Raw genomic sequence first — 13,991 nt, 5'->3', positions numbered from 1 at the left:
CTCCATGACAATCCAGCACTTAAGCGAAACCATTATCAACCAGATTGCCGCTGGCGAGGTGATTGAACGCCCCGCCAGCGTGATCAAGGAACTTGTCGAAAACGCGATTGACGCGGGCGCAACCCGTATTGAGGTTGTGACCGCGGGCGGCGGCAAGACGCTTCTGCGCGTGACCGATAATGGTTCGGGCATTCCTTCCAATGAGCTGTCACTGGCAGTTTCGCGCCACTGCACATCGAAGCTCACCGACGATGTGAATGATATTCGCGCGCTGGGATTTCGCGGCGAAGCGCTGCCGTCGATCGGTTCCGTTTCAAAACTCACACTGAAATCGCGCCCACAGGATGCGGAATCCGGGTTTGAAGTCGCCGTCAATGGCGGGCATCTGGACGGGCCACGCCCCGCAGCCCTTAATCGCGGCACGATTGCAGAAGTGCGTGACCTCTTCTATGCGACGCCTGCACGTCTCAAGTTCATGAAGACGGATCGTGCCGAGGCCACCGCTATCACTGATATCGTAAAACGGATCGCAATTGCATTTCCACAAGTACGGTTTTCGCTGGCGGGAACTGATCGGACTCCACTCGAACTCCCGGCAACAGGAACTGGCGTGGATGCCACCCTTGAACGTATCGGCCAGATACTCGGCAAGGAGTTTTCGGATAATGCGCTGCTTATAGATGCTGAACGTGATGGCGTGAGACTTGTGGGCTTTGCGGGCATTCCATCCTTCAACCGGGGAAATGCACTGCATCAGTTTGCATATGTGAATGGCCGACCTGTTCGCGACAAGCAGATTTTCGGAGCGCTACGCGGCGCATATTCTGATGTCATTGCGCGTGACCGGCATCCGGTCGCGGTGCTGTTTCTAACACTCGATCCGTCCCTGGTGGATGTGAATGTGCATCCTGCCAAAGCAGATGTCCGCTTTCGCGATCCGGGCCTCGTGCGCGGCCTTATTGTAGGTGCCATCAAGCAAGCCCTCGCGCAATCGGGCATACGTCCCGCAACAAGCGGTGCAGAAGCCATGTTACAGGCGTTTCGTGCTGAAGGATTTCAGCCGCGCACCTCAACCAGTGGCTATACAGCGCCCACATGGCGCCCGGCGACACCTTCCACACCACGTACAGAATGGTCGCCGCAAACAGCGCATCCTGCGCATAAGCCACTTGGTTTTGATAGCCCGCTTGCATTTCATGAAGACGAGCAGGCAACAATTGAATCAATCACAATTCCTGCCGCCGATGCACGCGCCACAATCACTGAAGCCACTGTCGAGACAATGCAGAAACCGCTGGGCGCTGCGCGGGCACAAATCCACGAGAACTACATCGTCGCGCAAACAGAGGACAGTCTGGTCATTGTAGACCAGCATGCCGCCCACGAACGTCTCGTCTATGAAGCGCTCAAGAATGCGCTCCATTCGCGCGCGATACCAGGGCAGATGCTGCTCATTCCCGAAATTGTCGACCTGCCGGAAGAAGACGCGGAGCGCCTAACCGCCCATTCTGAGACGCTCGCCCGCTTTGGCCTGGGCATCGAGCAGTTCGGTCCTGGTGCTATCGCAGTGCGTGAAACACCTGCGATGCTCGGCGAGATGAATGTGCAGCAACTCATTCGTGACCTTGCAGATGAAGTTGCAGAACATGACACATCCGATGGGCTCAAAGCCATGCTGAACCACGTCGCCGCGACCATGGCCTGCCATGGCTCGGTGCGTTCAGGCCGACGCTTGAAGCCTGAGGAAATGAATGCGCTGTTGCGTGATATGGAAGCGACACCCGGCTCTGGCACATGCAATCACGGACGCCCTACCTATATCGAACTGAAGCTTACCGATATTGAACGCTTGTTCGGAAGACGTTAACTCCGCTTTAGCGCGCATCCTTCCCGAAACCCGCATTACACTTTTCGGGATACGCTCTGGTGGATTGAATTTGACGTTTGAACCCCGACCGACATTTATCCAACGCCTATAACCGAGGGATGCAAATGTCGGAATCAGACCACTAGACGCCCACGTCCATGCTTGATAGATTCTGGCATCAAGGAATTACACAATGAACAAATTTGAATCACCCCGATCTTCAGAAGCTGTCCTGCGTTATCTCGATGGCGATTTTGAAATCGTGAAGCACGGCTCTTTTGTCCTGTGCGCAGTCACAGGTGCACCTATTCAGCTCGATGAGCTGAAATACTGGAGCGTTGCACGACAAGAAGCCTATGCCTCCGGGCTGATCTCTTATGAGCGTGAGCTGGCACTTAATCCGGAATTACGCAGCCGCAAGAAGGCTTAGTTATCAGGTGATGGAGCGGGCTTTGTACCGCTCGACTGCCATATCGAGAATATGGTCCAGCGCGTCCTTGCGCTCGAATTGCAGATCCACATCGAGCACGGCCAATTCGCGCATAAACTCACTCGACACATCACTCATAGTCACAAGACGGACATGGTCCTTGGCTGTCGTAATCAGACCTGTTCCAAGCCTGTTCGCCGTATCGACGAGTTTATGAATATCATCAGGCTGATAGCTATAATGATCCGGGAAGGTTTGGCCTTCCACGACTTCGCCACCAGCCTCCTGTACGCTCGCAAAGAACTTCGCTGGATTACCAATTCCCGCAAAAGCCAGCCAGCGATTACCAGCAACCGCTGCCGAAGACGACGGCACCAGTTGTGCCTCGTAAACGGCGCGTCCGGCACGCGATGCCTGTCGCACCACAAAATCAGCCTCACCACCCTTGCCAATACGCAGCAGAGCGTCAGTCTTGCGCATCTGATCGGTCATGGGAGCACGCAACGGCCCTGCGGGAATCACCCGGCCGTTGCCGACACCACGTGTCGAATCGACCACCAGCAATGCAAAGTCAGCATGCAGTCGAGCGCTCTGGAAACCATCATCCATGATAATGAAATCACAGCCGCGCTGGCGTAACTTCAGCGCGGACTTCAAACGATCCGGGCAAAGAGCGACTGGCGCATGACGCGCAAGCAGCAGTGGTTCGTCGCCCACATGACGCGCACTGTCACTCGACGGATCAACAATGTGCAGCCCTTTATAATTGCCGCCATAACCACGTGAAACGATACCGGGTTGCAAACCGCGTGCTTTAGCAGCCTTTGCAAAGGCTATGGCTGTCGGGGTTTTTCCCGCGCCACCAACCGTAAAATTACCGATGCAGAGAACGGGAGCTGCAACTTTTGGCGGCTCTGCCTTGAGAAGTCGCCGCCCCGCAACAGCACCATAAATCCACGAAAGCGGTGAAAGCCCACAAGCCCGCCAGTCAGGCTTGTCCCACCAGAAAGGTGGTGCCTCGCCTGCCATGATCAGATGCCGCCGTTGCTATAGGCTGCATCATTGCGATTGCCCGGCAACTGCGCCTGCAAGACCAGCGGTTGAATGAATGGCTCCAGCGAATTCAAAGTACGATCCAGCGCGCCGCGCATATCTTTTACCGTATTTGCACCGGCAATGATCATCGAGCGCAGATGTTCTGGATTGTTAAAAAGAAAATTGATTGCACCAGCGAGCATGTTGCGATCCTTCACAACGCGCGCGCCACCATTCTTGATAAGCCGCTGGAAGGATTCGCGGAAATTCTGAACATTCTTGCCCGTCAGCACCGCAGTGTTCATCATGGCAGGCTCAAGCGGGTTATGGCCGCCTTCTTTGGTCAGTGAATTGCCAATGAAGGCAATCTCGGTGAGCTGGAGATAAAGTCCCATTTCACCAATCGTATCACCCAGCAGAATGTCAGTATCCGCTTCAATAACGTCTCCGCGGCTGCGTGCAGCCACCTTCAATCCCTTTTCGCCAAGCATGGCTTCAATGGAAGAAGCGCGGTTTGGATGGCGCGGGACGATTATCGTGACCAGACGCGGATACCGGACCTTCAGCATCTGGTGCACTTCTGCGGCTATTTCTTCTTCACCGTCATGGGTAGAGATTGCGGCCCATGTGCGACGCCCGGCAATTTGGCGCTGCATGGTTGCCAGTGCCTGCGGATCGGCAGGTGCCGGAGCAGTATCGACCTTGAGATTGCCCGAAACTGAAACGGGCCTTGCACCAAGAGCGCGAAAGCGATCGCCATCCAGCTCGGATTGCGCAATCACATGCGCAAAGTTTTCAAACAGCGCTTCTGCCAGTTCAGGACGTTTCTGCCACGCAGCAAAAGAGCGGTCGGACAAACGGCCGTTGACCAGCACATGCGGAATATGCCGCGCGCCAAGCGAAAGCACCGTGGCTGGCCAAATCTCAGATTCACAGCCTATCGCCAGATCAGGTTTCCAGTGATCAAGAAAATTATTGACCGCTGGCTGCAAATCAAGCGGCGCATATTGATGGATAACCTGATTGCCCAGCTGGTCGGCGACCAGTTTTGCAGATGTCACCGTTCCGGTCGTCATAACGATGTGGATACCAGTGGCTGCAATGCTTTCAATCAGCGGCGCCATGGCTACCGATTCTCCAACACTTGCAGCGTGGGCCCAAATGACAGGCCCTTGTGGTCGCGCAATGGAAGTCTTTCCGTAGCGTTCGCCACGCCGCACGCGCTCTTCCTTGCCACGCGACGCACGATAGGAAATGTAAGCCCCGATGAAGGGATAGGCGGCAGAGCCGAGCATTCGATAGGCAGACAACATGTTTCGTGCCCAACGTTCACTCATTTATCTGCCTCCAATGCGGCATAGGCTTTGGTCGTCGCGTCATTGAGTTGGCGCGTCAATTCCATGCGCTTTTCTTCCAGTTGCGCCTCATCGGCATTTTCATCCACCCAGACCGGCTCTCCGCAAACAATGGTCGAGCGTCCGAATGGCAACGGAATTGTGGTCTTGTCCCAAGTCTTATGCAAAACATGATTCCGCGAAAAAGCATACGCAAAAGGCATTATTGGTCGACCTGACAATTTGGCCAGCAAAATAATTCCTTCGCCCGCTTCACGCGCTTTGCCATGGGCGATGTCAGCAATCATCGACGCTGATTGTCCCTTTTTCAGGGCATTTTTCAACGTTAAAAGTGCACGCGCCCCGCCTTTTCTAGCGGAATTGCCTTCGCCGCGGCCGCCAGAGCCACGCACTGTGATAAAGCCGAACTTTTCAGCAATGCGTGCATTAAGTTCTGCATCGGCACTGCGCGAAAACATGGCCACCACTTCCAGATCGTGCGGACGTACCACCGCAGCCATAATGTGCTGACCGTGCCAGAACGTTATGATTGAGGGACTATTCTCACGCAAAAGGGTCTTGATATCGGCAGATCCCTTCAGACGCGGATTGGTCAGATGCACAAATCTCAGATAGCTGGAAATCAGCTGCACCAGCACAGATTGTATGAAAGCCGAACGCGCAATCGGGCCGCGAATGCGGCGCCACATGCGTTTGGCAAAGCCATCCGAACGGCTACGCGCATCAGCTTTTGATACGCCTTTTTCCTTTGCCATCTGATCTTCGCGTGGAGCGGACAAAAGTGCTTATTCCGCTTTCAGGTCCACGCCTTCAGGATCAAGCAATCGATGCAGGTGCACAATGAAATAACGCATATGCGCGTTATCTACGGTCTGCTGCGCCTTCGATTTCCAGGCAGTCTTTGCAGACTCGTAATCAGGATAGATACCAACGACATCGAGGTTATCGAGATCGCGGAACTGAACGGTTCCGAGCTTTGTCAGCTCACCGCCAAATACCAGATGAAGAAGCTGCTTCTTGTCGCCTTCGGCACTCATGACAATATCCCTTGAACAAAAACGCGTTTCGATCTGACAAAATCAAATCGCGCATCTCAACATTTTTATCTAACGCGCATCTTAGTCCAAAAGCCGCTTCACGCGTTTCGGGATGCGCTTATTCCGGTTCGCAGCATGATTAGCTCAATGGCCAGTCCGCGACAACACTCAACATTTCCTGCAGAAGGTTTCCACTGGCAGCAACCAGCGCACCATGTTGTAGCGTCGGTCCACCATAAACGAGAGGCTGAGCGTCATGGGTCAAGAGCGCTCCGCCCGACTCACTGAGGATGAGATCGGCTGCGGCCAAGTCCCAATCATGTGAATTTGGCCGAATGAAGGTGCCGGCAATATCACCACGCGCCACCATTGCAATGCGATAGGCAAGCGATGGCACATAAGGATGTACGATCACCCGATCACGCCAGCCTTCGGGCAGCTCATCGACCATACGCTTTGCGGAAGCGAGCGAAATTTTTTCTCCCAGCGGAGGCAGGCGCGTTTGAATAGGCGTGCCATTCTGAGATGCACCAAAACCTTTGCCGGCCTCAATCACTTCATTACGCGCGGGACATTGCAACACACCGGCAATCGGCTTGCCGTCTTCAACAATGGCAATGCTCACGCACCACTGGGTTTGCCCATTGATATAACCGCGTGTGCCATCAATCGGATCGACAACAAAAGCGCGGCTGCGCACAGCAGCAGCCCGGTCATCCGTCGTTTCTTCCGAAATCCAGCCATAGTCAGGCCGCGCTTCGAGCAACACTTCCTTCAGATAGCTATCGACAGCAAAATCAGCTTCGCTGACGGGCGATTGCCCATCTTTCAACCAGACTTCCGGCGACTGCCCAAAATAACGCATGGCGATGCGGCCTGCTTCGCGTGCCGCATTGCGTAAAAGTTCAAGCTCGTTCTGAATGTCTTTGCGTTTCTCAATTTCCGGCAAGGGTCATGCCTTCAATTACAAGAGTTGGGGCTGTCATGCCAAAGTTCCGATCAATGTCGGAGCCGGGCGTCATGTTGAGGAACATGTCCTTAAGATTAGAGGCAATCGTTACCTCGCTCACAGGATAGGCAAGCTCACCGTTCTCAATCCAGAACCCGGAAGCACCACGGCTATATTGGCCAGTGATCATATCCACACCCTGCCCGAACACTTCCGTTACATAAAAGCCTGTGCCTACAGAACGGATCAGTGATTCCGGTGTTTCTGCACCCGGTTCAATGGCAAAGTTGGTCGAAGCGGGTGAGACGCCGGAACCCGAACGCACACCGCGTCCATTGCCTGTCAGTCCCAGTTCGCGTGCACTCGAGCCAGCCAGGAGCCAATGCTGCAATACGCCATCCTCAACCATCGTCAGGGGCTGCCCTTCAATGCCCTCGCCATCAAAGGGGCGAGACGAAGACCCGCGGATGCGCAACGGATCATCGGTAACATTGATCCCAGTTTTCAGAATCTGCTTTCCAAGACTGTCACGCAGAAAGCTTGTCTTGCGTGCAACGGCCGCGCCATTGATTGCGCTCGCAAGATGGCCCGCAATGCCCCGCGCCAGACGCGGATCAAAAACGACTGTAACCGGACCCGTCCTGGCTTGCCTTGCACCGAGACGACGCACGGCGCGCTCACCGGCGCGTCTGCCGATGTTTTCAGGTGTGTCGAGATCGGCAAAGTGAAGGCGCGAGCTGAAATCATAGTCGCGCTCCATCTTGGTCCCCTCGCCTGCAATTGCAGACACCGAACGGCCGAAACGCGTTGCAGCATACTCGCCTGAAAAGCCCGACGATGTGACCAGCACCAGACCACCCATGCTGCGTGAAGCTCCGGCACCGCCGGAATTGCTTACACCTTGCACCGCACGTGCTGCTGCTTCCGTTGCCAGCGCGTCTTCAGTAAGGCGTGCCGTATCGACTTCAATCGCGTCGAAGAGATCAAGATTGCGGGGTGCGTTCACCAGCAACGCCGGATCAGCCAATTGCTCATACGGATCTTCTGGTGCAACGCGTGCCATAGCAACAGCGCGCTCCGCCAATTTGTTGGGATCACTGCCAGCATTGGCCGAAACACTGGCGATGCGACGACCGACAAACACCCGAAGAGAAAAATCATCGCTCTCCGACGATTCGGTTCCCTCGACCTTGCCAAGCCGAACAGAAACGCTGACAGAGCGCGCACGGATCACAACCGCGTCAGCATGATCAGCACCCGCACGCCTTGCAGCAGCCACCAGCTGGGCAGCGCGGTCGACCAGTTTCTCCGACGAATTATCTGAAATCATTACATAATCCAAGACTATAGGGGCAAAACGGCACCAGACTGGTAACCACGAGATATAACCAACCGTAATGGGAATTTGCGAAAAAATATCGTCAAATTGTTCGACATTAGACTGATTAGAGCCATATCATGTTTCTATATTGCTGAAATCCGGGGGCTTCAAGGCAAGCCTGCCACATTCTTCATATTCCAAGAGCAAAACATGGTCGCAACAGGCGGAAGTCTTTACTTACAGGCGCTGGTGATTCTGGGTGGTGCGATCATCGCTGCGCCCCTATTCAAACGCCTTGGGCTCGGTACTGTTCTGGGCTATCTCGCCGCCGGTATTGCGATCGGTCCCGTCGCACGCCTTATCTCCGAAGGTGAGGAACTGCTGCATTTTTCCGAGCTCGGCGTCGTCTTCCTGCTCTTCATTATCGGGCTTGAACTGAAGCCTTCGCGACTTTGGTCGTTGCGTCACGCAATTTTCGGACTGGGTGCTGCGCAGGTTTTGCTCACTGGCTCTGCGCTGGCTGCCCTGGGCGTCTATCTTGCCGGACTGGAGACCAATGCAGCCATCATCATCGGCTTCGGCTTAGCACTATCCTCAACAGCATTCGCCATGCAGGTGTTGGAAGACCGTGCTGAAACCAATCAGAAACATGGGCAGCGCGCCTTTGCCATCCTGTTGTTTCAGGACCTCGCCATTGTTCCTATTCTGGCGATCATTCCGGCGCTGTCCCCCAATGAACCGTCGCAGGCGAGCGCAGGCTTTCATCTGGCGACAGCCATTGCCGCGATCATCGCACTGGTGATTGCGGGACGGTATCTGATCAATCCGATGTTCCGTATCATTGCCAATACCGGTGCACGCGAAGTGATGATCGCTGCGGCTCTTTTCGTGGTTCTGGGTTCAGCCAGTCTTTTACAGGCAGCGGGGCTATCCATGGCAATGGGCGCGTTCATCGCAGGCGTGTTGCTGGCCGAATCCTCTTACAGGCATGAGCTCGAAGCCGATATCGAACCATTCCGTGGAATTTTCCTCGGCCTGTTTTTCGTGGCTGTCGGCCTTTCGCTCAATCTGACTGTGATCCTTCAATACTGGAAAACAATCCTGCTTGCGGTCCCGATCTTCATGGTCGTCAAAGCAGCTATCACCTATGTTTTGTGCCGCATCTTCCGCTCCAACCACAATGATGCGATCCGGGTTGCTTTCCTGCTGCCGCAGGGCGGAGAATTTGCATTTGTGCTGTTTTCAGCAGCAGCCGCTGCTGCCGTGATTTCCAGTGCACTCAGCTCGGAACTTGTCGCCGCAGTTACCGTCTCGATGGCGCTCACACCGCTTTCTGTAGCCATTGGCTCGAGACTGCTGATCAAGGATAAGACCGAAGACGTTATCGAAGAAAACTTTGAGGGCGCCGGCGCTGATGTGCTGATGATCGGTTTTTCGCGTTATGGACAGATTTCCGCTCAGATATTGCTGGCAGGCGGTATCGATGTGACAGTCATCGATAATTCCCCCAATCGCGTGCGTGCCGCAGGCAAGTTTGGCTTTCGCATTTATTTTGGCGATGGTTCCCGCAAGGATGTGCTGGAAGCATCCGGTATTCGCAAAGCGAAAATTGTGGCCGTTTGTACCCATAAAAAGGAAATCACCAACCGGATCGTGAACCTCATCCAGTCAGAATATCCTGACGTGCGCCTGTTCGTGCGTTCTTATGATCGGGAACACACGTTGCAACTGCGTGCACAAGGCGTGGAATACGAACTTCGTGAAACATTCGAATCCGGGCTTTTGTTCGGTCAGCGCACGCTGGAAGGACTTGGCTTGTCGGAAGCCAACGCCTATGCGATCCGCGAAGATGTGCGCCAGCGTGACGAGGATCGCCTGCACGTACAGGCATCTGAAGGGATCATGGCAGGTCGGCATTTGCTCTTCAACAAGCCCGTTACACCTGAGCCTCTGGTTAAGCCACAACGCGAGGGCCAGCGCATAGACAAAGCCGGCGATGGCATGGATGCGGTTGCCAATGTCGATGAAGGTACACCCTCGGCAGCAGTTGCTGCTGAATAGGAGCAAAGTCGTGTCGATCTGATTGAATCAGATCGACACTCTGTTCGCTTTTCTTAACGCGCGTCTTATCGGGAAATCGGTTCCCGACTTTTCAGCTTTATGCTCAGGACGCTGCTACAGCTGGCTTCCCGCCTAAAACCGTATCGAGCGCAAGCTTCAACTCTTCGCGTATGTCTGCGCTTTGCGATAAAATCTGCTCGAATTTAAGAAAGTCCAGCAGACCAATTCGTTCGACATTCGGACGCAGGAATATATGCGGTGGACGATTGCGGAATTTGTTCTCGATGATCGAGCACATGGTGAGCTGATTGGCTCCCATAACTGCTTCGATTGTGGTTGGCATATAGTCATCAGGGCCAACAGGGGCACCAACAACATCAATGCCGATCACAATATCTGCCTTATCGAAGAGCAGATCGAATGGCACCGGATTGAGCAAGCCACCATCCACCAGAATACGTCCATTGCGGCGCACCGGTCTAAACACTGGCGGAATAGCGCAGGAAGCCGCAATGGCTGAGCGCAGGTCGCCTTGTTCGATATTCAATTCAGTAGCCGAATGAAAATCCGAAGCCGTAATGCTCATCGGGATTTTCAATTCTTCTACATTTTCGGGCAGTGCCGCCGGTAGAAAGACTTCCAGTATCTTTTCGATATTGAACTGACTGACGCGAAAGCCACCTTTCAGTAGCTCCACCCAGCGTTCCGGACGCGCTTGCCACATGCGACGAGCGACTTCCGAACGGCGATTAAAAATCGCCGCCATATATTCATGGATTTCCTTGCCGCTCATGCCATTCGCCATTCCGGCACCGACAATCGAGCCGATAGACGAACCGGCGATCGCAACCGGTTTGATGCCTAGCTCGTCCAGCACTTCGACAATGTGTATATGAGCGATGCCGCGCGCACCGCCGCCACCAAAGGCGATGGCGATACGCGGAGATGTTGGTACTGTTATATCCATGAAGCTTTCCTCACGGCATATCGGCTTGCCATTGCGCCAGTTTACGATTGCGCAGGTCCAAAAATCAGAATTGCAGGTTCTGCTTCCAGAAGCTTTTTAGCAATAGCTTTCACCTGATCGAGTGTGACGGCATCTATCAGCTCGGCCCGCTTGTCGATGTACTCACGATCAAGCCCCGCTTCCTGCAGACCAACAAGTGTATCTGCGATCGACACCGAGGAATCGAGATTGTTCACTGCGTAAGAACCTTTGAGATAGTTCTTTGCCGCTGCAAGCTCAGCTTCTGTTGGGCCGTCATTGGCCATCGCAGCTACCTGCTCGCGAATGATCTTGAGCGATTCCTGTGCCTTTTCAGGACGGGTCGCCGTCGAGATCGTCAACGCTGACACGTGATCACGCAGCGCCATCGATGATGACACCGAATAGGCCAGACCGCGCTTTTCACGCACTTCTGCATAAAGACGCGACGTGAACCCCCCACCCAGAATGTGGTTCATCAGGTAAGAAGCAAAGAATTCCGGATCTTTGCGAGGCACTGCCGGATAGACAAAGCTGATCGATGTCTGCGGCATATCAAAGCTGAGGCTGGTCGTTGTGCCAAGTGCGAGTTTCGCATCAGGAACTGGCACCAGTTCCGCATTTGCAGGCAGATCACCGAATACCTTGTCGAGCATTTCGCCAAGGTCCCTGGCATTAATGGAGCCAACAACGCCGATCGTCAGACGATCACGAGCAAAGTTCTTGCGGTGGAAATTGACAAGGTCTTCGCGGTTGATTGATTGCAGCGACTTAACCGTGCCTTCGTCCGGGCGTCCATAGGGATGGTTGCCGTAGAGAACTTCGGAGAACTTGCGTGAGGCAATCGTCGAAGGGTTGCGCTGAGAGGCTTCAAGGCTTGCAACCACCTGCTGACGAATACGGTCAATCGCATCCTGATCAAAGCGCGGCTTGTTAACAGCCAGCGCCAATAAGCCGTTCACCGCGTCGCGATTCTCGGCAAGCATACGAATATTACCGGAAACCGAATCAGGAGAAGCCGAGAAGCTCATCTCCGCACCGAGATTATCGATACGTTCCTGAAAACTGTCGGAATCAAGGTCGCCAGCGCCTTCATCGAAAAGGCCTGTCATCAGATTGGCAAGGCCTTCCTTGCCACCCGGGTCCTGCGATGTACCCCCCTTGAACGAGAAGCGCATGGAAATGAGCGGCACAGAACTGTCTTCAACCAGCCAGGCTTTGATACCCTTTGGCGAAACAACTTCCTGAATCTCGATTGCGTATGCCGGAAGGTTCAGAATCACCAGCAACATCATGGATGTTGCCAGCGCCATCATTGCGGTCTTTGCACGATTAACATTCAACGCAATAGCTTTGCTCACTGGATTGCTCCTCCCGCGCCATTCTCACCTGCATTGCCAGCGGCAGCATTCGGATTTTCGCGTGCATTTTCAGGCTCAGTATCCGGCGGCAGCAAATAACTCGTCACCGACTGATTTTTCACCAGATAGCGGCTCGCAGCATCTTTGATCTGCTCGACCGTTACACCCTTGATCACATCCGGCCATTTCTGAATATCTTCAATGCTCTGACCAATGGAAAGCGTGGAGCCATAAATACGGGCCATACCGGACTGACTGTCGCGCGCAAATGTAACAGCTTTCAGGAAGCGGTTACGCGCCTGATCGAGTTCGGTCTGTGTCACGCCGTCCTTGATGATACGTGCAACTTCAGCATCAACGGCTTTTTCGACATCGGCCAGCGTCTTGCCGTTCTGTGGCGAACCGTAAACCGAGAATGTGCCGTCATCGAGGGGATCGCCATCATAGCTCGCACCCGTATTGGACGCGATGCCCTGTTTGACAATCAGCTCCTGATAAAGACGGGAGCGCAGCGAGCCGCCGAGAATTTCGCTCAAAAGATCGAGTGCAGGCGCATCACCTGCCTTCACATTCGGGAAGCGCTTTTCATTGGAATAGGACGGCACCAGCCACGACACACGGAATGATGGCGTGCTGACGCGATCATCATGCAATGTCACAACGCGGGCAGCGTGCTTGACCGGCTCCTGCGGACGCTCACGCGGCAGCACATCGGCGCGCTTGGGAATTGTGGCCCAGGTCTTCATGACAAGATCGCGCACGCGTTCAGGTGTAACGTCGCCAGCGATCACCAGCGTTGCATTATTCGGGGTGTAATATTGCTGGTAGAAATCCACCGCATCCTTGAGGCTGAGTTTCTCCATTTCCTGTCGCCAGCCGATTACAGGCACGCGATAGGGATGATTATAGTAGAGCACGCCATCAGTGTTTTCCATCAGCATCGCTGCGGGATTAGAATCCACGCGCATACGACGCTCCTCAAGAATAACCTCGCGTTCAGTCGTGACGGCTTCTTCATCCAGAACAAGATTGGCCATGCGATCAGATTCATAACCCATAACCATCTCAAGCGCATCTGGAGCAACGCGCTGGAAATACGCTGTGAAATCATAAGAAGTGAACGCGTTTTCCTGACCGCCAATGGCTGCGATCTTCGCTGAAAATTCACCGGCCGGATAGGTTTTGGTGCCCTTGAACATCAGATGTTCAAGGAAATGCGCAATGCCGGATTTACCAGGGGCCTCATCTGCCGATCCCACATGATACCAGATCATCTGAGTGACCACCGGCGCACGGTGATCTGGAATAACCACAACCTTCAACCCGTTTTCGAGGGTAAAGCTGCTGATATCTTCGGATTTCGTGATTTCTGGCAAGTTTGCCTGTGCCGGAGGCTGAGTAGCCTCTGTTGCAGCGGCCGGAGCTGGCGTCTGCGCCTGAACCGAACCTGTTGCAAGTGGCAGAGCCAGCGCCAAACCAAGGGCGGTGGACAACAAAAAGTGCCGGAGTGAGGGGTTATGCACCAAACGACATCTCCAATCAGTTGCATTCCGCCCTGACAACGTTGCGATGGCTGGCGAGCGGCAAGAC

The 13,991-nt window shown here is 54.3% G+C and carries 12 protein-coding genes; 3 read left to right on the top strand and 9 right to left on the bottom strand.

The window, feature by feature from the left end:
* The first annotated feature begins 4 nt into the window (after positions 1-4).
* Both mutL and CEV32_RS01465 read left to right on the top strand, forming a co-directional pair.
* Entirely contained in the window at positions 5-1,867 is a 1,863-nt protein-coding gene (gene mutL, locus CEV32_RS01470; RefSeq protein WP_094573659.1) for a DNA mismatch repair endonuclease MutL, read from the top strand.
* A 193-nt stretch (positions 1,868-2,060) separates the two neighbouring features.
* Positions 2,061-2,297: a DUF2093 domain-containing protein gene (locus CEV32_RS01465; RefSeq protein ID WP_094573658.1), complete on the top strand. Its 237-nt coding sequence runs from the start codon at positions 2,061-2,063 to the stop codon at positions 2,295-2,297.
* A gap of 3 nt (positions 2,298-2,300) precedes the next feature.
* Here CEV32_RS01465 and lpxK read toward each other — a convergent pair whose 3' ends face one another.
* The 6 genes from lpxK to CEV32_RS01435 form a co-directional block, all read right to left on the bottom strand.
* The gene (gene lpxK, locus CEV32_RS01460; RefSeq protein WP_094573657.1) at positions 2,301-3,326 is read right to left on the bottom strand and encodes a tetraacyldisaccharide 4'-kinase; all 1,026 of its coding nucleotides are present in this window, start codon (positions 3,324-3,326) and stop codon (positions 2,301-2,303) included.
* Between the two features lie 2 nt (positions 3,327-3,328).
* Positions 3,329-4,669 carry a lipid IV(A) 3-deoxy-D-manno-octulosonic acid transferase gene (gene waaA, locus CEV32_RS01455; protein WP_094573656.1) on the bottom strand — a complete coding sequence of 447 codons (1,341 nt, stop codon included), beginning with the start codon at positions 4,667-4,669 and terminating at the stop codon, positions 3,329-3,331.
* Positions 4,666-5,442 (bottom strand): lysophospholipid acyltransferase family protein, encoded by a 777-nt coding sequence (locus CEV32_RS01450; RefSeq protein WP_094573717.1) that lies wholly within the window; start codon positions 5,440-5,442, stop codon positions 4,666-4,668. The genes waaA and CEV32_RS01450 overlap by 4 nt, the downstream gene beginning before the upstream one ends.
* Before the next feature lie 30 nt (positions 5,443-5,472).
* Entirely contained in the window at positions 5,473-5,724 is a 252-nt protein-coding gene (locus CEV32_RS01445; protein WP_007878087.1) for a DUF4170 domain-containing protein, read from the bottom strand.
* Between the two features lie 139 nt (positions 5,725-5,863).
* Entirely contained in the window at positions 5,864-6,673 is an 810-nt protein-coding gene (locus tag CEV32_RS01440) for a 3'(2'),5'-bisphosphate nucleotidase CysQ (RefSeq protein ID WP_094573655.1), read from the bottom strand.
* On the bottom strand, positions 6,660-8,003 hold the full coding sequence (locus CEV32_RS01435; protein ID WP_094573654.1) for a TldD/PmbA family protein: 1,344 nt from the start codon (positions 8,001-8,003) through the stop codon (positions 6,660-6,662). The genes CEV32_RS01440 and CEV32_RS01435 overlap by 14 nt, the downstream gene beginning before the upstream one ends.
* A gap of 201 nt (positions 8,004-8,204) precedes the next feature.
* Here CEV32_RS01435 and CEV32_RS01430 point away from each other — a divergent pair, with 201 nt between their 5' ends.
* A complete protein-coding gene (locus CEV32_RS01430) occupies positions 8,205-10,055 on the top strand; it encodes a monovalent cation:proton antiporter-2 (CPA2) family protein (RefSeq protein WP_094573653.1) in 1,851 nt (616 codons plus the stop codon).
* Positions 10,056-10,158: 103 nt separating this feature from the next.
* On the opposite strand, the gene CEV32_RS01425 is transcribed toward CEV32_RS01430, so the two are convergent.
* The 3 genes from CEV32_RS01425 to CEV32_RS01410 are packed head-to-tail and all read right to left on the bottom strand — an operon-like array spanning position 10,159 to position 13,924.
* Positions 10,159-11,022 carry a patatin-like phospholipase family protein gene (locus CEV32_RS01425; protein WP_094573652.1) on the bottom strand — a complete coding sequence of 288 codons (864 nt, stop codon included), beginning with the start codon at positions 11,020-11,022 and terminating at the stop codon, positions 10,159-10,161.
* A gap of 41 nt (positions 11,023-11,063) precedes the next feature.
* The gene (locus CEV32_RS01420; protein ID WP_235818685.1) at positions 11,064-12,356 is read right to left on the bottom strand and encodes a M16 family metallopeptidase; all 1,293 of its coding nucleotides are present in this window, start codon (positions 12,354-12,356) and stop codon (positions 11,064-11,066) included.
* Between the two features lie 41 nt (positions 12,357-12,397).
* Positions 12,398-13,924, bottom strand: a complete 1,527-nt coding sequence (locus CEV32_RS01410; RefSeq protein ID WP_094573715.1) for a M16 family metallopeptidase — start codon at positions 13,922-13,924, stop codon at positions 12,398-12,400.
* Positions 13,925-13,991: the final 67 nt, after the last annotated feature.

Source organism: Brucella rhizosphaerae, assembly GCF_002252475.1.
GTDB classification, from domain to species: Bacteria; Pseudomonadota; Alphaproteobacteria; order Rhizobiales; family Rhizobiaceae; genus Brucella; species Brucella rhizosphaerae.
This window is presented reverse-complemented; position numbering and strand designations above follow the sequence as displayed.

Bases quoted from the DNA above. Each gene is read 5' to 3' on its own strand.
- mutL (WP_094573659.1), top strand. From the start codon at position 5: ATGACAATCCAGCACTTAAGCGAAACCATTATCAACCAGATTGCCGCT.
- CEV32_RS01465 (WP_094573658.1), top strand. From the start codon at position 2,061: ATGAACAAATTTGAATCACCCCGATCTTCAGAAGCTGTCCTGCGTTAT.
- lpxK (WP_094573657.1), bottom strand. From the start codon at position 3,326: ATGGCAGGCGAGGCACCACCTTTCTGGTGGGACAAGCCTGACTGGCGG.
- waaA (WP_094573656.1), bottom strand. From the start codon at position 4,669: ATGAGTGAACGTTGGGCACGAAACATGTTGTCTGCCTATCGAATGCTC.
- CEV32_RS01450 (WP_094573717.1), bottom strand. From the start codon at position 5,442: ATGGCAAAGGAAAAAGGCGTATCAAAAGCTGATGCGCGTAGCCGTTCG.
- CEV32_RS01445 (WP_007878087.1), bottom strand. From the start codon at position 5,724: ATGAGTGCCGAAGGCGACAAGAAGCAGCTTCTTCATCTGGTATTTGGC.
- CEV32_RS01435 (WP_094573654.1), bottom strand. From the start codon at position 8,003: ATGATTTCAGATAATTCGTCGGAGAAACTGGTCGACCGCGCTGCCCAG.
- CEV32_RS01430 (WP_094573653.1), top strand. From the start codon at position 8,205: ATGGTCGCAACAGGCGGAAGTCTTTACTTACAGGCGCTGGTGATTCTG.
- CEV32_RS01425 (WP_094573652.1), bottom strand. From the start codon at position 11,022: ATGGATATAACAGTACCAACATCTCCGCGTATCGCCATCGCCTTTGGT.
- CEV32_RS01420 (WP_235818685.1), bottom strand. From the start codon at position 12,356: ATGATGGCGCTGGCAACATCCATGATGTTGCTGGTGATTCTGAACCTT.